We start from the raw sequence: 18389 nt of genomic DNA on the forward strand, positions 1-18389 counted from the left end.
CAAATGAAACAGCTCCTTGTGACAACCCTATGTCAGTTGGTTTTGATAAAATTAAACAATTAATGTTTCATCCTGCGAACGGTCCGTTGCAGCCAGGGATAACTAATGTAAAGCGCTTTTGTGGCACCAATTCCTACGCCTGCACCCATCAGCACATCCGCGAGCCAATGTTTATTATTTAAAATTCTTAATCCGCCAACTGCCGTCGCTGTTCCGTAACCGCCAATGCTGTACAGGACGCTACGCTGGCCATATTCTTCGTGTAATAGGGTCGCATTGGCAAAAGCCGTGGTCGTGTGGCCGGAGGGGAAGGAATAATAATCGGATTGGTCGGGTCGTGGATATTTGATAACCCGCTTCAAACTTTGCGTCACACCCTGCGCTATAATGTTGGAAAGCAATGCAAGAATGACCTGATCGCCAAGTTTATGCTTACCCTTCACGCCCGCAGAGGCCAGTCCCAGACTGACTACGCCAGGCGCATAAGGCAGAAATTCATCTGCTTTGGAGTGAAAATTGGGATATTGAGAACGTACTTTTTCATGAAAATGCCTGCTGATCTTTCCCTGGGTGACCAAACCTGCCACTGCAAGGGAAACGGGCGGAATTACATCGCCCGCTTTGATCACCCAAAGCGTAGAGTCCTGTCGGGCAGCACCTTGCGATTCATAAGCCCTTTGGGCCGCAATGTCGGGCGAAACGAATTGAAAACAGAAAATCACGCAAATCAGCTGTGTCCTCAGATAACGTGCCACCATTACATCACAGCTTCGCGGACACGCACAAGTCTTTCCAAAAGCCCTTCCAATTGATCCAAAGGCAACATATTAGCCCCATCGGATTTTGCTTCCGCCGGATTGAAATGCGTTTCTATAAATAATCCATCCGCGCCGACCGCAATGGCAGCTTTTGCAATGGTCTCAATTAGTTTTGGTTTGCCGCCCGTCACACCGGAAGCCTGGTTAGGTTGCTGCAACGAATGCGTGCAATCCATCACGACCGGAACTCCGAATGAGCTCATTTCCGGGAGGTTACGATAATCAACGATCAGATCGCCATAACCAAAGCTGTTTCCACGATCGGTCAGGATCACTTGACATTCGGGGTTAACCTCATTGATTTTTTCCACTGCGAATTTCATCGAAGCGCCGGATAAAAACTGGCCCTTTTTCACATTTACGGCTTTTCCAGTTCTTGCAGCGGCGGCCAAAAGCTCAGTTTGACGGCATAGGAAGGCGGGGATCTGCAAAACATCCACATACTCGGCAGCAAAAGCGGCTTCATGCGATTCATGAATGTCGGTAACCACCGGGACACCAAATGTATTGCGAACTTCTTCTAGGATCTTTAATGCTTTTTCATCGCCGATTCCGGTGAATGAATCGATCTTCGTGCGGTTGGCTTTTCGGTAAGAACCTTTGAATATATAGGGGATTTTCAGTCGTTCTGTGAGGCCAGTAATATGCTCGGCGATGCGTAATGCCATGTCCCTGCCTTCAATTGCGCAGGGGCCAGCCATTAAAAAAAATAAAGGCGATTCGGCATTTTTTATATTCGGTATCGAAATCATACAATACTTCGTCTGATGGTCGGTAAATGTTTTGCGAATGTACGCCTATCCTGAATGTTCTTTATAAAAATGAAGGATTTACTGGTACGCATCCGTGGTAAGCATTTGATTTTGTGCTTTTTTTATTTTCAAGACATTGAAAGCAATAAACTGTTACGACTAAAAAAATTTTGACAAAGTGAATCGAAATTTCTTTCTTTGTTCCGATTTTAACCAAAAAGTGAATATAAAATGTCAGCAATTGCAGAAAGAGTTAAGCAAATTATCGTCGAAAAACTCGGCGTTGAAGAGTCGGAAGTAACATCGGAAGCAAACTTCCAGAACGACTTGGGAGCGGACTCTCTAGATACCGTTGAATTGATCATGGAATTTGAAAAAGAATTCAATCTATCTATCCCTGACGATCAGGCAGAGAACATTGGTACAGTTGGTCAGGCTGTTGCATACCTGGAAGAAAACGTGAAGTAATTCGGTTTTTGCACCAGTATCATTTTATTTCTGTCCCCATTTTATGAGTTTGAAGAGAGTTGTAATTACCGGAATGGGCGCATTAACGCCCGTTGGAAATGATGTTTCTACCTTTTGGAAAAATTTGGTTGCAGGTGTAAGCGGAGCAGCTCCTATCACGCGTTTCGACGCTGAAAAGTTTCGTACCCGTTTTGCCTGTGAAGTAAAAGGTTTGGACGTTCATAATTACATTCCTCGTCAGGAAGCGCGTAAAATGGACCCGTTTACACAATACGCCGTCATTGCAGCAGACGAGGCAATGAAGGACGCCGGCTTTGACGCAGATACGCTTGATCTCGACAAAGCCGGTGTAATTTGGGGTACCGGAATCGGCGGGTTGAAAACCTTTGAAGAAGAGGTGATGAATTTCGCGGAAAACGGTAAAACACCCAGATTCAACCCATTCTTTATCCCTAAAATGATCGTGGACAGTGCTTCGGGAGTTCTCTCGATCCGCTATGGTTTCCGCGGTCCCAATTTCATCACAGTTTCAGCCTGCGCCTCAGCAACCAACGCCTTGATCGATGCATTCAATTACATCAAGCTTGGGATGATGAACGTGTGTATTTCCGGAGGCTCCGAGGCAGCAGTTACCATTGCTGGTGTTGGAGGTTTTAATGCTTTAAAAGCATTATCCGAAAGAAACGACTCTCCTGAAACGGCTTCCCGTCCTTATGATAAAGACCGTGATGGTTTTGTTTTGGGAGAAGGCGGAGCAGCGCTTATTCTGGAAGAGCTGGAACATGCAAAAGCAAGGGGAGCAAAGATTTATGCTGAAATGATTGGTGCCGGGATGTCTTCTGACGCCTACCACATTACAGCGCCCCATCCGGAAGGCCTTGGTGCTCACATTGTTATGAAAAATGCAATTGAGAATGCAGGGATCAAGCCAGAAGATGTGGACTACATTAATACCCATGGCACTTCTACGCCAATCGGTGATCCGCAGGAGATCAAGGCGATCGAAAAATACTTTGGAGATCATGCTTATGAGCTGAATATCAGTTCAACCAAATCCATGACCGGGCATTTGCTGGGTGGAGCTGGCGCTATTGAAGCTGCGGCATGTATCCTGGCTATCCGCGATCAGGTTGTTCCTCCTACCATCAACCACTTTACAGACGATCCCGAGATCAATCCACGGTTGAACCTCACATTCAATCACGCACAGAAAAGGAAAATCAACATTGCGCTTAGTAATACTTTTGGCTTTGGCGGTCACAATGCATCAGTCATTTTCAAAAAATATGAAGACTGATTAACTAATTACACTTGGCAAAGCGAATTCTTATACCGATACTCTCTCTTTTCAGAACCGGAAGTGCTGAGGATAAAAAATTTAAGGAATCGATTGCTCATGTAATTGGCGACCGGCCTTCAAATTTGGGCGTGTACCAACTTGCTTTCCGGCATACATCTGCGTCCAGGGAAACTGCAATCAAAGGATTTCGTGAGTCTAATGAGCGGCTGGAATACTTGGGTGACGCAGTTTTAGGAATGGTGGTTGCCGAATTTCTCTTCACAAAATATCCCTACAAAGACGAAGGTTTCCTTACAGAAATCCGCTCGCGTATTGTAAATCGGGAATCATTAAATCAAATCTCAAAAAAGCTCGGCCTTGATCGCCTGATCGAATACGATGGCAACCGCCGCGGAATGTCACCCCGATCTTCCATGTACGGCGATGCGCTTGAAGCATTTGTAGGCGCGATTTATCTGGATAAGGGTTTCCGTTTCACACGGACATTCATTATCAGCAAGCTGATTACACATTACGACCTGGATAGCATTATCCAGAACAATGCTAACTTCAAAAGCCTCATCATTGAATGGGCGCAGCGCGAAGGCAAGGAAATTCGTTTCGAAATCCTGGAAGAACGCGGCACACGGCATCACCGTGAATTTATCTCCCAAATATTGGTAAACGACGAGCCTTTCGCACAAGGCAACGGTTTCACCAAGAAAAAAGCCGAGCAATCTGCCTCCGAACAGGCTTGCGCATTGCTCGATCTTAAATAACTAAACTTACTTCTTTGCTTAAAGCAGCCGGCATTTCAGGTTGTCATACCATTTTGTCTCATTCTATTGAATAAAATCGGACATTATGTCGCGTACTTTCGATTTATTTTGAATTAGCAGACATTATGTCATGTTTATTTTACTTTTTTCAGCTCGGTACAAGTATTGATAATAAGCCATCATACCGGATAGGTTTTCAAAATTTAAACAGACCATTAAAATTTTATAACAATGAGCACATTAGTAAAAACCCATTTCGCAAATCCATCTTACGTAAACGGATTCTTTGGCAAAGACCTTTTTAACGAACTTGCTAATCCAGCATTTTCCGGAAGCGTTCCAGCTGTAAATGTTGTTGAGAACAAAGAAGGTTTCAGGATTGAAGTGGCTGCCCCCGGCTTGCAGAAACCAGATTTTAAATTGAACCTTGAAAAAAATCAACTGACGATTTCGGCACAAAAGGAACAAAAAGAGGAAGAAGCAAGCGATAAATACACACGGAGGGAGTTCAAGTATTCTTCTTTCCAGCGCACTTTTACTTTGCCAAACTCAATCGATGGCGATAAAATTGAAGCCAATTATGCAGATGGCATATTGAGCATTGCATTGCCGAAACGTGAAGAAGCAAAAGAAAAGCCTGCTCGTACGATCGACATCGCTTAATCTTATTTCTAAGCATAGGAAGGCGTTATTTTAATTAATAACGCCTTTTTTGTGAACAAAGCAGGCGATAAATTGTTAGTTGATTGGCAGGGTATTTTAGTGGATTATTAATTGAAATATCTTTGTTAAATTATGTTAAATGAGCCCTCTGTGGGGATAATTTAGTAAATGCTTTGCGTTATTCATTCATAAAATAAAACCCCAACAAATTTATATGAAAACAAATTGGAAAGGTTTAGTGTTGGTTGGGTTGATTTCGAGCGCATCAACTCTTGCCGGCTTCAAACTATTTAGTGATAACGATGGTAAAGATGTAATTTTTAAGGAGGCTCCTGCGGAGTCGATCACGCGTTTCACGTCAACGGGCACACCGGTGGGCGCACCCGGGGACTTCGTTTATGCTGCTGAGGCTACAACGCCAACGGTAGTTCACATCAAGTCTACCATGACGCGCCAGGCTTCGCGTGGCGGTGGTCAGCAGATTCCTGATATTTTCCGGGACTTTTTCGGAGATGAATTTGAAGGCGGCTCACGCGGTCCTCAGTCGCAGGAAGCATCTGGTTCAGGTGTGATCATTTCCTCAGACGGATACATTGTTACCAATAACCACGTGGTGGAAGGTGCTCAGGAATTGGAAGTCACGCTGCATAACAAAAGCAAGTTCAGAGCAAAAGTGATCGGAACGGACCCATCTACGGACATTGCGGTCATTAAGGTGGAAGCTAAGGAATTGCCAGCGGTAACACTGGGTAATTCGGATGCGGTGAAAGTAGGAGAGTGGGTTGTGGCTGTGGGTAACCCGTTCAACCTTGAATCGACTGTAACAGCTGGTATTGTAAGTGCGAAAGGACGTGGATTGGGTATCATTGGCCAGTCAAGACGCGGTCGCGGTGTTACGCCGGCCTCAGCAGCGTCTGTGGATTCTCCTCTTGAATCATTCATCCAAACGGATGCAGTTGTGAACCCTGGAAACAGTGGTGGTGCATTGGTAAACCTGAAAGGTGAACTGATCGGTATCAACACCGCAATTGCCAGCCCAACAGGAAGCTTTGCAGGTTATGCATTTGCGGTGCCTTCAAGCATCGTGAAGAAAGTTTCAAGTGATCTGATCAAATTCGGTAATGTGCAGCGCGGTTACCTGGGCATTGCCCTGGACGATCTGGATAGCAGAAAAGCGGAAGAATACGGTGTGAAAGTGAATGACGGTGTATATGTGCGCGAATTCACTGAAAACAGCGCTGCGAAAGCAGGTGGTGTAAATAAAGGCGACGTGATTGTGAAAGTGGACGGTGTGAACATTCACTCGATCCCTGAATTGCAACAATCAATCGGCTTGCATAAGCCTGGCGATAAAGTGAGCCTGACTGTAAACCGTGACGGCAAAGAAAAAGAACTCGACATCACATTGCGTAACCGCACCGGTGGTTCTGATATTTTGAAACGTGACGAGTCAGCTGCAATCATGAATGCTTTGGGTGCCCAATTCGGTAACCTTAGCGACCAGGAAAAACAACGTTTGTCTCGTTACAAGCTGGACGGCGGTGTGAAAGTGGTCTCGATCGACGGTGGTAAATTCGCCCGCTCTCAGGTGGAAGAAGGTTTTATCATTACCAAAGTAAATGGTAAGCCAGTGCGTTCTGTAAAAGAATTCCAGGCCGCGATTGCCGGCAAGGAAGAGTCAATGGTGCAGTTTGAAGGCCTTTATCCTGATGCTCCATATGACGTTTATTCATTCGGATTCCGTTTGTAATATATAGGTTCAAAAAAGAAACCGGCTGTTACGTTTATCGTAGCAGCCGGTTTTCTTTTTGTTGTATTTCAAAAAATCTTAAAGCATGAATTTCAGCTTCACCACCTCTTTTTCACTTAAAAATCTCCATTTTCCACGCGGAAGATCTTTCTTATTCAAGCCCGCGAAAACCGTGCGGTCCAGCTTTTGAACTTCGTAACCCAAATGTTCAAACATCCGGCGAACGATGCGGTTGCGGCCGCTGTGAATTTCGAGCCCTACCACCATAGCGTCCGGCGTAACGATGCCAACTTCGTCAGGGCGGATAAACCCGTCTTCCAGTTCCAAACCGTGTTGCAGGCTTTCAAAGTCCTCCGTTGTGATAGGCTTATCCAATTCTGCCTGATAAATTTTCTTGATCCCGCCTGATGGGTGCGTCAGCTTTACAGCCAGTTCGCCATCATTTGTTAAAAGCAATAAACCAGTTGTGTTTCTGTCCAGACGGCCTACCGGGTAAACGCGCTCATTACAAGCACCCTGGATTAAGTCGAGCACAGTTTTGCGCTCTTCCGGATCGTCGGTTGTCGTAATGTAATCCTTTGGTTTATTGATTAATATATAAACCATTTTCTCCGGGTTCAGTGCCTTTTTGCCGTATTTTACAACGTCGGTCGGCAATACTTTATAACCCATTTCTGTAATTGTTTTACCATTCACAGAAATCTGGCCCGAAGCAATAAGGTCATCTGCCTCGCGACGCGAGCAGATGCCTGCATTTGAAATGTATCTGTTCAGACGAATAAGCGCGGATTCTTCTTTTTCCTTGCGTTTTGGAGCATTCTTCTTTTCGTAGCTGGACAAATTGTAGCGTGGAGCACTTTCAAATCGGCCCACTCTTCTGTCTAATCCACTGCGATCTTCGGCTTGCTCGGTATTTTCGTTACGGGCAGAGTTTTCGAAATCACGCTCTACATTCGCGGTTTCATCTTTTTTTTTAAATTCCGGCTTACCGTCTCTGCTGGGACGGTTGAATGGACGGTCGCCCGATGGTCTCGAATCGCGTCTCTCGCCGTCACGTGCAGGTCTTTCGGTACGCGGCTTAAACTCTCTGTCGCCGGTTGGTCTTTCAGCACGCGGTTTGAATTCTCTGTCACCAGTTGGTCTTTCGCCTTCGCGCCTTTCAAAACGAGGTTTGAATTCCCTGTCGCCGGTCGGCCTTTCTCTCGGTCCTGATTCTTCTCTTGAACGGAATGGGCGGGAATCTCCGGATTGCGCAGGACGGTCATCGCCTCTTTTTTCAAACCGAGGTCGGTCCCCTTCGCGTGCCTGTCTGTCAAAACGAGGTTTGAATTCTCTGTCGCCGGATGAACGCTCTCTTTGTCCAAAATCCTTTTTGTCAGCGGGGCTACGGAAACCGCCTTCTTTTTTAGGGAAGCCCGGCTTGTCAAAACCAGATTTAAATGAAGGTTTGTCAAAACGCGGCTTATCAAATCTCGGCTTATCGAAGCCCGGCTTGGCAAAGCCCGGCTTATTGAAGCTTGATCTGTCGCCTGATCCTTTTTCGTGGTCAAAGCTGGGACGTGCTTTTTGTCCTGCATTATCTCCGTTGCCGGAAGCAGTGCGTAAGCTTGATTTTTTGATGCTTGGTTTACTGAAACGGCTTTCGGCCTCAGGGCGAACCTTTTTGAATGGATGGCCTGCGCCGTCACTGGATTTGCGGAAAGTTTTCTGTCCGCCGGTCGAAGGCTGCGAAGCTCTTGGCGCCTTCGAAGGTGTTGATGTTCTTTTTCTCATTAGGAATGCAGTATCACTACTGGAATTTGTTTCCTCTTACTATTTGCCGTGTACTGACAGCGGTTTTGCAGTCTGTATTTCAAAGATGCCACTAAAACCCGCTAATCAACGTATCTGATGATCAGAGTACTAAGTGTTTTAATTAAGTCTGCAAAGATACAGGAAATTTTTAAGTAAATATTTTCACTTCGGTTTATGCCATTTTTGGTAACCGAACGTTTATTAGTACTATTGGTTAAATGCAATGAAAAAGGCCTTTTTCCATAACCTAACCTTCACTTATAAAGATGTAAATATGCCTACGGACGTCCAGCCTCAACCGCTATGGAAACCAGGAAGAACGCTTCTGGAGCAATCCAATCTCAAAAAATATATGGATTGGCTTTTTGTAAAAAGAGGCCTTTATTTCCGCTCCTACCATGATCTTTGGGATTGGTCGGTGACGGATCTGGAAGATTTCTGGGAGAGTTTGTGGCTTTACTTTAATATAAAATCCCATGACCTTTACCTGGAAGTTTTGCAAAGGCCGAAGCATGGGATGATCGGCACAAAATGGTTTACACGTTCCAAGCTCAACTACGCTGAGCACGTTTTCAGAAACAAAACAAAGGATCGGCCAGCCATTCTTTTTCAGTCAGAACAATCTCCTTTAACCGAAATTTCCTGGGAAACGCTTGAAACGGAAGTTGCCGCTGTGGCCGCATGGCTCAAACAGCGCGGGGTGCGTCCGGGCGACCGTGTTGCTGCTATTTTGCCTAACATTCCGCAGGCAGTCGTAGCATTTCTTGCAACCAATGCTGTGGGTGCAGTGTGGTCGTCGTGTTCACCGGATTTTGGTAAAACAGCCATTACAGACCGTTTTGCACAGATCGAGCCAAAAGTGCTTTTTGTCGCGGACGGTTATGTTTACAATGGGAAAACTTACGACATTACATCATTCGCACAGGAGCTATCTTATACATTACCAAGTGTTAAAGACACGATTTTAGTTAATAATATTAATGCTGAGATCCGCCCGGAAAGGCTTACTTCCTGGGAAGATATCCTGCATCTCGAAAATTTCGGCATTGACTTCGAACCGCTTTCCTTTGACCACCCGATCTGGATCCTTTATTCATCGGGAACAACGGCCAAACCAAAAGCCATTACACACAGCGTTGGAGGCTGTTTGATCGAACATCATAAAGCATTGATCCTGCATCAGAATGTAAAACCAGGCGATCGTTATTTCTGGTATTCAACCACTGGATGGATGATGTGGAATTATGCATTGGGATCGCTGCTATGCGGCGCAACGCTCGTGCTATATGATGGAGCGCCTGCTTTTCCATCGTCACAAGTGCTCTGGACTTTGGCTGAAAAGGCGAAAATCACGCATTTCGGAAGCGGCGCGGCTTATTTTAACGCTTCTATGAAGGCGGGCGTTAGCATTACTTCCGAAAGTCTTAATGCCTTGGAAACCATTGGCTCCACAGGTTCGCCACTGCCGCCCGAGGCTTACGAATGGATTTATAAATATGTAAAAAAAGATGTCTGGCTCATTTCGCTTAGCGGTGGAACGGACGTTTGCAGTGCATTTGTAGGCGGCTGCCCGATTTTGCCCGTGTATCCCGGCGAAATTCAATGTCGCATGCTTGGCTGCCGGATCGAGGCATATAGTGAGGATGGAAAACCACTGATCGACGAGCTTGGCGAAATGGTGATCACGCAGCCCATGCCTTCCATGCCCATTTATTTTTGGAATGATGAAGATGATGAGAAATACATCAGCAGCTATTTCGAAATGTATCCCAACATCTGGCGCCACGGCGACTGGATCAAGGTTACCAACCGCAATTCGGTCATCATTTATGGGCGTTCAGATGCAACATTGAACAGAGGCGGCGTCCGGATCGGCACTGCGGAAATTTACCGGGCCGTTGAAAGCATTCCGGATGTAAAAGACAGCCTTGCGGTTTATCTCGAAAAGGCGAACGGCGATGGGACGATTTCGCTTTTTGTGGTTCTAAGCAAAGACAAAATCCTGACAGATGAGCTGAAACAGCGCATTAAGGATGTTTTGCGAAGCGAGTACAGCCCCCGCCACGTCCCGGATACGATAGAACAGGTTAGCGACATTCCCTATACGATCAACGGGAAGAAAATGGAAGCACCTATGAAGCGGATTTTGATGGGACAGGATCCGGCGAAATGCATTAATCCCGAGACAATGCGCAATCCGGAGTCTTTAAAGGCATTTGTTTGAGGGCGGAACTTGGATTAATATGTTAGGAATCACCGCTGATCGACTTGCTTTAGGCAACCAAAATCGCTTACTTCACGTTAGAGAAATGTGCCAACTGCAACCGGCATTCATACAACGCTTTCAAAAATTTTATTGGCATGAATCAACAAAAATCTCCTAACCCGATTCATAATTCCCGTTCTGTGGTTCGCCTGCCTATCATTATAGCCATTACATTGGCTGCTGGTGTGCTGCTGGGAAGCACTTTTTTTAGCGGGGGCCGCAAGCTTTCCGACGTAGCGAAGGGTTATGCCAAATATCGCGAGGTGCTGATGCTCGTCGAAAATAATTACGTCGATTCGGTTAATACTGAGGAGCTTGTAGATTTCTCGATCTCAAAAATGCTTGAAAAGCTGGATCCGCACACGGCCTATTTCAATACGGATGAAGCAACCGCCGCAAGGTCGCAGCTGGATTCAGGATTTGATGGCATTGGTGTGGAATTCAACATTTATAATGACACCGTTTACGTGGTAACGCCATTGAGCGGTGGCCCTTCGGAAGCAGCAGGAATCCAGAGCGGTGACCGGATTATTTCTGTTAATAAAGAAAACTTATCAGGTCCTGGTGTTACAAATGCGCAGGTTTATAAGCTATTACGCGGAAAAAGAGGCACTAAGGTTGATCTTGCGATAGAAAGAGTTGGTTCAAATGAAAAAATGAACTTTGCCGTTGTCCGTGATCGCATCCCGACATACTCGGTTGACGCATCTTACATGGTCGATCAGGAGATTGGCTACATTAAAGTGAGCCGTTTCTCGGAAACCACTTATGATGAATTTAAATCAGCATTGAAAACACTGAAAGCCAATGGTTTAAAAAACCTGATTCTTGATTTAAGGGGCAATCCCGGCGGCTATATGGAGCGTGCAACGAGTATGGCTGATGAGTTCATCGCGGGCGACAAGCTTCTAGTTTACACGGAAGGCAAGGATAGCCGTTTTGACAGAAAAACCCGCTCACACATCGATGGAATGTTCGAGCAGGGGCCATTGATCGTGCTGGTGGATGAAGGAAGCGCGTCGGCATCTGAAATTCTAGCGGGCGCATTGCAGGATCACGACCGTGCATTGGTTGTTGGAAGACGGTCTTATGGAAAAGGGTTGGTTCAAATGCCGATCAAGCTTTCGGACGCATCGGAACTTCGGCTTACCATTTCCAGATATTTTACCCCGAGCGGCCGGAGCATTCAAAAACCATATGAGCTGGGCAAAGGCGAGGATTATAGCCAGGACCTTTCGCATCGTTATGAAAGCGGCGAATTGTTCAGCGCGGACAGCATTAAATTTGATAAAAGTAAAGTTTACAAAACCGATGGCGGCCGGATCGTTTATGGCGGAGGCGGCATCACACCGGATATTTTTGTTCCCAAAGACACGCTTCTGAACAGCAAATATTTATTTGAGTTGTATTCCAAAAACATTATCCGCGAATATGCCTTGCGTTACGCGAATGACAATCAGAAAAAGCTTGAAAAACAGTCGTTCAATGACTTCCTGACATCATTCCAGATTTCGGATGCGATGATCGCGGAAATGGTGAAGGATGCTTCAAAGGCTGGAATTAAACCAAATGAAAAAGAGTTAACACTCTCGAAACCCATCATTACTTCGCAAACCAAGGCGATAATCGGACGATATGTCTGGGGTAGGAAGCAAAAAAGCGGACTTAATAACGAAATTTTCCAGGTGCTGAACCCCACAGATAATGTTTATCAGCAAGCAGTTCAGCTTTTTAGCCAGGCTGCACAGTTGGAAAAAGGGAAGTTTAGCAGTTTGAACATCCCCAAAAATAAAAAGTGAGCATCCCCGGAAGCGCACATCTTTTGACGAATTTGATTTTATAATGTCTCGAATTGCATTGATTACCGGAGCCACATCCGGAATTGGAAAGGCCACTGCGGAGTTATTTGCAGGAGCCGGAATTGATCTCATCCTTTGCGGCCGCCGCCAGGAGCGTTTAGATGAAGTTTCTGCTGAATTATCTGCAAAAGTCAATGTTACCACGCTGGTTTTTGATGTGCGCGACAAAGGCGCCGTCATGGCGATGATCGGGTCTTTGCCCGATGATTGGAAAAACATTGATATCCTGGTTAATAATGCGGGTAATGCACATGGAATGGGGTCATTGGACGCGGGTGACACGGACGATTGGGATGCAATGATCGATGGTAATGTGAAAGGTTTGCTGTACGTTTCGAAAGCGGTAATTCCGCTAATGCTTGAAAAAGGAGCAGGGCACATTGTCAACATAAGCTCCATTGCAGGAAAGCAGACTTACGTGAATGGCGCCGTTTATTGTGCTTCAAAGGCTGCGGTTGAGGTTTTAAGTGAAGGAATGCGCCTGGATCTAACGCAACATGGCATTAAGGTGACGAATGTTGCTCCTGGTGCTGTGGAAACTGAATTTTCACTGGTTCGTTTCAAGGGAGATGAAAGCCGTGCCGAAAAAGTTTACGAAGGATTTGATCCATTGCAGGCATCAGACGTTGCCGACGCCATTCTTTACGCGGTGAATGCCCCCGGCCGGGTTACAATCGCTGATATTACCATTTTAGCTGCCGCACAATCTGCCGCAACGACGATCCACAGGAAGTAAGCATGAAATCTATTGAACAAAATCCCATTGCTGTCGACTCGACGACAGCAATAAACACTTCGCAAACAGTTTTCCCAATTTTGCTTGCGTTAAGCTTCTGTCATTTGCTGAATGACACAATGCAGTCCTTAATCCCGTCCATTTATCCGATGGTTAAGGAATCTTTTCAATTGAGTTTTACACAAATAGGGCTAATCACATTCACATTTCAGGTGAGCGCTTCGGTGCTGCAACCGGTCGTTGGTGCTTTTACAGACAAGCGGCCGCAACCTTTTGCGCTGGCGGTCGGAATGTGCTTTACACTGCTGGGACTGATTTCACTGTCTCTTGCGAATAGTTTTAATCTGGTTCTGCTTTCGGTAGGATTGATAGGCGTTGGTTCGGCGGTTTTTCATCCCGAGGCTTCCCGCGTGGCGCGTATGGCTTCGGGCGGTAAGCATGGCATGGCGCAGTCGCTGTTTCAGGTGGGCGGCAATGCGGGCAGCTCGCTGGGGCCTTTGCTTGCAGCATTGATTCTGTTGCCGTATGGACGCTTTCAAGTGATTTGGTTTTCGCTGGTTGCGCTTTTGGCGATTGTCATTTTGTCCTGGGTCGGCGGCTGGTATAAGCGTAGTTTGGAAGTGGTTGTTGCGAAAAAATCGGCGGTGAAGTTAGCTAACGCATCTCATCTTTCCAGCGGGAAAATTACATTTGCTATTGCCATATTGCTGCTCTTGATTTTCTCGAAATACATCTATATGGCCAGTATTTCCAGCTATTTTACCTTTTACCTGATCGATAAGTTCGGTGTTTCCATCCAGAATTCGCAGATTTATCTCTTTGCATTCTTGTTTGCCGTTGCCGCAGGAACATTCATCGGCGGGCCGGTTGGAGACAGGATTGGCAGGAAATATGTGATCTGGATATCCATATTGGGCGCGGCTCCGTTCGCATTGCTGCTGCCTTATGTCAATTTATTCTGGACGGGCGTATTAAGCTGCATTATCGGACTTATTCTTTCCTCTGCCTTTTCCGCGATCCTGGTCTATGCCCAAGAACTTATTCCGGGAAAAGTCGGCATGATCGCAGGCCTGTTTTTCGGCTTCGCATTCGGCATCGCAGGAATCGGATCAGCCATTCTCGGCAGCGTTGCAGATAAAACCAGCATAGAATACGTTTTCTGGATCTGCTCATTCTTACCGCTTATCGGACTGCTAACAGGATTCTTGCCCAATTTGGAGCGGAGTAAGGGTTAGTTCTTTTGAAGGGCTAAAAATTCTTTTATACTAAAAATTGGCAGATTTTTGTCTGAATGTTTCTGTAAATTTTTATCCCTGCTAATAAAGAAATGCAGCTTATGTTGGGTGGCCGCGTAATATTGAAGGGCGTCTTCAATATCATCAATTTTTGAGTTTAAGGCATTTAGTGTTGTCTGATGATTGCAGTCGATCACGGTCAGGTCATTCATCAGCGATAAAATCAACTCCTTTGCTTTGACTTTTCCATATGCCTTGGTTAGCCAGTATCCCAGAATGTGTACAATTGCTGGGGTAATGAAACCTTGCAGCTGTTTATGAACGATTTGTTCAATCAGTTGTCTGGCATCTTGATAGTCATCTCGTTTAAGTAAGAAATCCAATAAAATATTGGCGTCAAGAAAAACCTTAGAAGCCATATTTTTCAGATTGATCTTCGTAAAAAGCCTTCTTTAAATCCTGTTTGGTATCTATTTGCGAAGGAACTTCAAGGCCATCTACTAAATCCAAAATACTTTCTTTCTGTTCAGATTTACGTGCAATGGTTCTTAAATAATCCTCAACAATTCGAGAAATGCTGATATGTTTTGATGCAGCATAAGCCTTAACCTGAGACAGGACATTGTCCTCAATGGTGATATTTAGTCTAGCTTTCATAACATGAATATGCGCATAAATTTCTAATCGTGCGCATAAATGATTCAAAAGTTTTCCGCAATCCTTAAAATCAAATTTGGATCGGGGCAGAGATTTAGATAGTGAATCTGGTCCTGAATGCTGCTTACGCCGGGGAAGTCTCCTTGGTAATTGCCCATGTCCTTGATAATCTGAAAATGCAGGTGCGGTGGCCAGTCGCCGTTTTCCGGGTAGGAACCTATGGTTGCGAATTTTTCGTGGGCTGCGATGTTTTTTCCGATGAATAAGCCTTCAAGCGACTCTAATGACAAATGTCCGTAAAGCGTGTAGAATGTGACATTGTCTAATGCGTGAGCAAGGATAACAGTCGGCCCGTAATCGCCGTAATGATCGTTGAATGCGAAACTATGCACTGTTGCATCCAGCGGCGCATAGATGGCTTCTCCCGCATTTGCCCAAATGTCCGTTCCGAGATGAATGCTTCTGGGTTGGTCGGCTTCATTGTTGAAATGTTTGCGCTGCCGGTAAATGATTCGGTTTTCTGCGTAGCCGCCAATTCCAACGAAGGCGTTTCCTTCCAACATTTCTTTGAAAACAAAATCCGAGAAAGTGGAGGTTTCAGATAAGTCGCGTTGTAATAGGGTTTCATTTGTTGCGGAAAAATCAAGCTTTTTAAATGGCTTTGCAGTCTTGATAACTGGTGCAAAGCCATCGTGTTTTTCGAGAATTTGTTGAAGTGTCAGCATTGATGTGGGCATTCGTTGTCCTATTTGGGATCCAGCGCCATTTTAATCCGCTGCAAAACATCCTGCAAATGATATTTCGTAATCTTATCTGTTGACTTCGCGATAGCGGGCTGCAATGTTGCCTTCAGACTTTCCAAATGTGCCCGTGCAACAGAGGGCAAATCTGTTTTTTCAAGTTCAACAACCCGCGTAGAAAACCCATAAGTAATGCCAACAGGGACAGACTGAACATTCGCCTTACCCGGTTTCAGCAAATCAACCAATTTCTCGATATACACTTTTTGAAGATTTCTACGGTGCAGATCAATGCTTTTACCCGTCTTAGTTTCCGACCAAATTCCACTTTCCAGATCTGTAAACAGATCGTCCAATGTGTAATTTTTGCTCGAAATGCCAGTTTCCATCAACCTAACCGCGCGATCGCCCGCGAAAAGCGTCGTTAATGCATATTCCTGCAAGGCTTTGACCGCTTCAACACCAGTTTCAGGTTTGATTTTACTTAAAATATTTTGGTCCAACAACCATGTCGGTGTTTTGAATAACTGATTGTTCAGGAACGCAACCGCTTCTTTCTGAGTCGACTTTGGCACCGTTTCAAAAGTCGAACCTTCCATATCATATGTTGTCGGATTATCGTAAATCCCACCTACATTCTTCATCACATGGCCAAGATAGCGGCGATATTGCTGGATAACATTGTTGTAAATTTCATCGAGCTCCTTGTAACTTTCGCCATCTTCCCGGCTCCATTCGATCAGGTTTGGAAGAATCCGTTTTAGGTTTTTAATGCCGTATTCAGAAGCTTTCATGGCATTATCGCTTAGATCTTCCGTCTGGTAACGCGGGTCATAAGGGCTGATTTCCGTCCCGAAATGCAGGCGGGAATCCTTGTAAGCCTCTTTGGTCATGGCATTTAAAAGCTGTTTCTCAGCCTTTACATCTTTGGCATCTGCAAAATTGGTGTAACCCCATTGGATCGCCCATTTATCATAATCGCCAATTCGCGGAAACAGATTGGTAATGCTGTCCTCTGGCTGGGCAACGTAATTGAATCGCGCGTAATCCATGATAGAAGCCGTGTGTCCATGTTTTTCAATCCATTCCTTATCACGCAGTTTTTCAACAGGCGTGGCAGAACTTGCACCCATATTGTGCCTTAATCCCAATGTATGACCGATTTCATGAGAGGAAACAAAGCGCACCAGCTGGCCCATGAGCTCGTCATCAAACTTTTTCGTGCGCGCTTTTGGATCCACCGCACCCGCCTGGATAATGTACCAATTGCGCAGCAAACGCATGACATTGTGATACCAGCCAATGTGACTTTCCAGAATTTCGCCGCTTCTCGGATCATGCACATTAGGCCCGTAAGCGTTCTGAATGTCGGCCGCGAAGTAACGGATTACCGAATAACGCGCATCTTCGAGGCTCATCGTCGTGTCGTTTTCAGGCCAGTATTCGCCGCGGATCGCATTTTTCCAGCCCGCTTTTTCGAATGCTTCCTGCCAGTCGTCTACGCCTGCTTTCAGATATTTGCGCCATTTTTCAGGTGTGGCAGGGTCAATGTAGTAAACGATTGGTTTTTTAGGTTCGATTAATTCTCCATTCTGTTGCTTTTTTGCATCTTCAGCATTCTTCGGTTCCAGTCGCCACCTAACGGCAAAGACTTCTGTATCAGATCTTTGTGACTCTTCTCCGAAAATGGCATATTGATTTGCAAAATAACCCACGCGACTATCAAATATCCTTTTACGCATCGGCTTTTCAGGCAGGAGGATTAAGGAAGTGTTCATTTCCATAGTCACAACGCCCGCATCGAGCCCGGAAGGTAAATACTGACCGATGGATGGGGTAGGGGAAGTAGAGAGCAGTTGGGGCGTTACAGAAAAAGTTTTAACCGTTCGGATTTCTGTATTGATTGGAAATGACCTTATTTTCTCGATATAAGACGCTTCCTTTTTAAAAGAGCTCAATTTCAAAAGCTGCTTACTCACCGAACTTAACGAAAACACCTGGTTATCAGCATTAAAGAAGTCCGTCACATCAATTACAGAAGATTTTGCACCCGTTTCTTTTTTAACCGCCTTTATTTCAAAAACACCAATGATAGGATCGGAATTTGAGTTTTTTACTGCCTGGAAAATCGGCTTGGTGCTGTCGGGGCTCGCCACAACCACTGTTACAGAGCGCAATAACAAGTTATGGTCCATTCCTTTTTCCCAGCGGATCATCTGCCGGTTGACCTCTTCCCCGCCAAAAATTCCGCCGCCGGCTGCTGTTTTCGCATAGCGGGTTACAGCCATAATATCTTTATCCAGTAGGGAGTCAGGGATCTCGAAATACCATTTCTCGTCCATTTTGTGAACAGAAATCATTCCTTTTTGATTTACTGCGCTGGTATCGATGAGGTCTTTAAATGCCTTCGGGCCCTTTTTTTTGTCGTCTTTGAGTTTTTCTTTCACTGCCGTGGCCACCGCGTCCACCGCTTTGTCTATCTTGACCTCTTCCTGTTTTTCTTTCTTCTTCTTTTTTTGTGCGTAAGTGGTTGTGGTAAACAGAAATGTGATCCCTGCAAAGAGGAAAAAACGAATGAATCTCATAGAGTTGG

At 45.4% G+C, this 18389-nt stretch carries 16 protein-coding genes; 9 read left to right on the forward strand and 7 right to left on the reverse strand.

What is annotated here, in order from left to right; genetic code table 11:
- Nucleotides 1-59 precede the first annotated feature (59 nt).
- Both L0659_RS15440 and kdsA read right to left on the reverse strand, forming a co-directional pair.
- On the reverse strand, nt 60-758 hold the full coding sequence (locus L0659_RS15440; RefSeq protein WP_235127290.1) for a phosphatase PAP2 family protein: 699 nt from the start codon (nt 756-758) through the stop codon (nt 60-62).
- The gene (kdsA, locus tag L0659_RS15445) at nt 758-1570 is read right to left on the reverse strand and encodes a 3-deoxy-8-phosphooctulonate synthase (protein WP_235127292.1); all 813 of its coding nucleotides are present in this window, start codon (nt 1568-1570) and stop codon (nt 758-760) included. Before kdsA ends, L0659_RS15440 begins: the two co-directional genes overlap by 1 nt.
- 231 nt (nt 1571-1801) lie before the next feature.
- Between kdsA and L0659_RS15450 the strand changes: the two genes are divergently transcribed.
- From L0659_RS15450 to L0659_RS15470, 5 genes are all read left to right on the forward strand, one after another.
- The gene (locus L0659_RS15450; protein WP_026629555.1) at nt 1802-2038 is read left to right on the forward strand and encodes an acyl carrier protein; all 237 of its coding nucleotides are present in this window, start codon (nt 1802-1804) and stop codon (nt 2036-2038) included.
- Between the two features lie 43 nt (nt 2039-2081).
- On the forward strand, nt 2082-3335 hold the full coding sequence (gene fabF, locus L0659_RS15455; protein WP_235127296.1) for a beta-ketoacyl-ACP synthase II: 1254 nt from the start codon (nt 2082-2084) through the stop codon (nt 3333-3335).
- Between the two features lie 14 nt (nt 3336-3349).
- A complete protein-coding gene (gene rnc, locus L0659_RS15460; protein ID WP_235127304.1) occupies nt 3350-4096 on the forward strand; it encodes a ribonuclease III in 747 nt (248 codons plus the stop codon).
- Nucleotides 4097-4327: 231 nt separating this feature from the next.
- A complete protein-coding gene (locus L0659_RS15465; RefSeq protein ID WP_235127306.1) occupies nt 4328-4759 on the forward strand; it encodes an Hsp20/alpha crystallin family protein in 432 nt (143 codons plus the stop codon).
- 214 nt (nt 4760-4973) lie between these two features.
- Nucleotides 4974-6509: a Do family serine endopeptidase gene (locus tag L0659_RS15470; RefSeq protein ID WP_235127313.1), complete on the forward strand. Its 1536-nt coding sequence runs from the start codon at nt 4974-4976 to the stop codon at nt 6507-6509.
- Nucleotides 6510-6587: 78 nt separating this feature from the next.
- Here the strand turns inward: L0659_RS15470 and L0659_RS15475 are convergent, their stop codons facing one another.
- Nucleotides 6588-8282, reverse strand: a complete 1695-nt coding sequence (locus tag L0659_RS15475) for a pseudouridine synthase (RefSeq protein ID WP_235127316.1) — start codon at nt 8280-8282, stop codon at nt 6588-6590.
- A gap of 295 nt (nt 8283-8577) precedes the next feature.
- Here L0659_RS15475 and L0659_RS15480 point away from each other — a divergent pair, with 295 nt between their 5' ends.
- From L0659_RS15480 to L0659_RS15495, 4 genes are all read left to right on the forward strand, one after another.
- Nucleotides 8578-10527 carry an acetoacetate--CoA ligase gene (locus L0659_RS15480; protein ID WP_235127441.1) on the forward strand — a complete coding sequence of 650 codons (1950 nt, stop codon included), beginning with the start codon at nt 8578-8580 and terminating at the stop codon, nt 10525-10527.
- Between the two features lie 137 nt (nt 10528-10664).
- Nucleotides 10665-12368 carry a S41 family peptidase gene (locus tag L0659_RS15485; protein ID WP_235127317.1) on the forward strand — a complete coding sequence of 568 codons (1704 nt, stop codon included), beginning with the start codon at nt 10665-10667 and terminating at the stop codon, nt 12366-12368.
- 43 nt (nt 12369-12411) lie between these two features.
- Nucleotides 12412-13164, forward strand: coding sequence for an SDR family NAD(P)-dependent oxidoreductase (locus L0659_RS15490; protein ID WP_235127321.1), 753 nt, complete (start codon nt 12412-12414; stop codon nt 13162-13164).
- A gap of 2 nt (nt 13165-13166) precedes the next feature.
- Nucleotides 13167-14399, forward strand: coding sequence for an MFS transporter (locus L0659_RS15495; protein WP_235127322.1), 1233 nt, complete (start codon nt 13167-13169; stop codon nt 14397-14399).
- Here the strand turns inward: L0659_RS15495 and L0659_RS15500 are convergent.
- The 4 genes from L0659_RS15500 to L0659_RS15515 are packed head-to-tail and all read right to left on the reverse strand — an operon-like array spanning nt 14396 to nt 18381.
- Complete coding sequence (locus tag L0659_RS15500; RefSeq protein WP_235127323.1) at nt 14396-14818, reverse strand: PIN domain-containing protein; 423 nt, start codon at nt 14816-14818, stop codon at nt 14396-14398. The genes L0659_RS15495 and L0659_RS15500 overlap by 4 nt on opposite strands.
- Complete coding sequence (locus L0659_RS15505; protein WP_235127326.1) at nt 14808-15056, reverse strand: DUF6364 family protein; 249 nt, start codon at nt 15054-15056, stop codon at nt 14808-14810. Before L0659_RS15505 ends, L0659_RS15500 begins: the two co-directional genes overlap by 11 nt.
- A 44-nt stretch (nt 15057-15100) precedes the next feature.
- Nucleotides 15101-15793 (reverse strand): peptidoglycan DD-metalloendopeptidase family protein, encoded by a 693-nt coding sequence (locus L0659_RS15510; RefSeq protein ID WP_235127328.1) that lies wholly within the window; start codon nt 15791-15793, stop codon nt 15101-15103.
- Nucleotides 15794-15801: 8 nt separating this feature from the next.
- A complete protein-coding gene (locus L0659_RS15515; protein ID WP_235127330.1) occupies nt 15802-18381 on the reverse strand; it encodes a zinc-dependent metalloprotease in 2580 nt (859 codons plus the stop codon).
- Nucleotides 18382-18389 lie beyond the last annotated feature (8 nt).

This window comes from Dyadobacter sp. CY347, from assembly GCF_021502655.1.
Classification (GTDB): Bacteria; Bacteroidota; Bacteroidia; order Cytophagales; family Spirosomataceae; genus Dyadobacter.

What these genes read in the sequence shown, in the direction of transcription:
- L0659_RS15440 (WP_235127290.1), bottom strand. Translation starts at nt 758, where the DNA reads ATGGTGGCACGTTATCTGAGGACACAGCTGATTTGCGTGATTTTCTGT.
- kdsA (WP_235127292.1), bottom strand. Translation starts at nt 1,570, where the DNA reads ATGATTTCGATACCGAATATAAAAAATGCCGAATCGCCTTTATTTTTT.
- L0659_RS15450 (WP_026629555.1), top strand. Translation starts at nt 1,802, where the DNA reads ATGTCAGCAATTGCAGAAAGAGTTAAGCAAATTATCGTCGAAAAACTC.
- fabF (WP_235127296.1), top strand. Translation starts at nt 2,082, where the DNA reads ATGAGTTTGAAGAGAGTTGTAATTACCGGAATGGGCGCATTAACGCCC.
- L0659_RS15465 (WP_235127306.1), top strand. Translation starts at nt 4,328, where the DNA reads ATGAGCACATTAGTAAAAACCCATTTCGCAAATCCATCTTACGTAAAC.
- L0659_RS15470 (WP_235127313.1), top strand. Translation starts at nt 4,974, where the DNA reads ATGAAAACAAATTGGAAAGGTTTAGTGTTGGTTGGGTTGATTTCGAGC.
- L0659_RS15475 (WP_235127316.1), bottom strand. Translation starts at nt 8,282, where the DNA reads ATGAGAAAAAGAACATCAACACCTTCGAAGGCGCCAAGAGCTTCGCAG.
- L0659_RS15480 (WP_235127441.1), top strand. Translation starts at nt 8,578, where the DNA reads ATGCCTACGGACGTCCAGCCTCAACCGCTATGGAAACCAGGAAGAACG.
- L0659_RS15485 (WP_235127317.1), top strand. Translation starts at nt 10,665, where the DNA reads ATGAATCAACAAAAATCTCCTAACCCGATTCATAATTCCCGTTCTGTG.
- L0659_RS15490 (WP_235127321.1), top strand. Translation starts at nt 12,412, where the DNA reads ATGTCTCGAATTGCATTGATTACCGGAGCCACATCCGGAATTGGAAAG.
- L0659_RS15495 (WP_235127322.1), top strand. Translation starts at nt 13,167, where the DNA reads ATGAAATCTATTGAACAAAATCCCATTGCTGTCGACTCGACGACAGCA.
- L0659_RS15500 (WP_235127323.1), bottom strand. Translation starts at nt 14,818, where the DNA reads ATGGCTTCTAAGGTTTTTCTTGACGCCAATATTTTATTGGATTTCTTA.
- L0659_RS15505 (WP_235127326.1), bottom strand. Translation starts at nt 15,056, where the DNA reads ATGAAAGCTAGACTAAATATCACCATTGAGGACAATGTCCTGTCTCAG.
- L0659_RS15510 (WP_235127328.1), bottom strand. Translation starts at nt 15,793, where the DNA reads ATGCCCACATCAATGCTGACACTTCAACAAATTCTCGAAAAACACGAT.
- L0659_RS15515 (WP_235127330.1), bottom strand. Translation starts at nt 18,381, where the DNA reads ATGAGATTCATTCGTTTTTTCCTCTTTGCAGGGATCACATTTCTGTTT.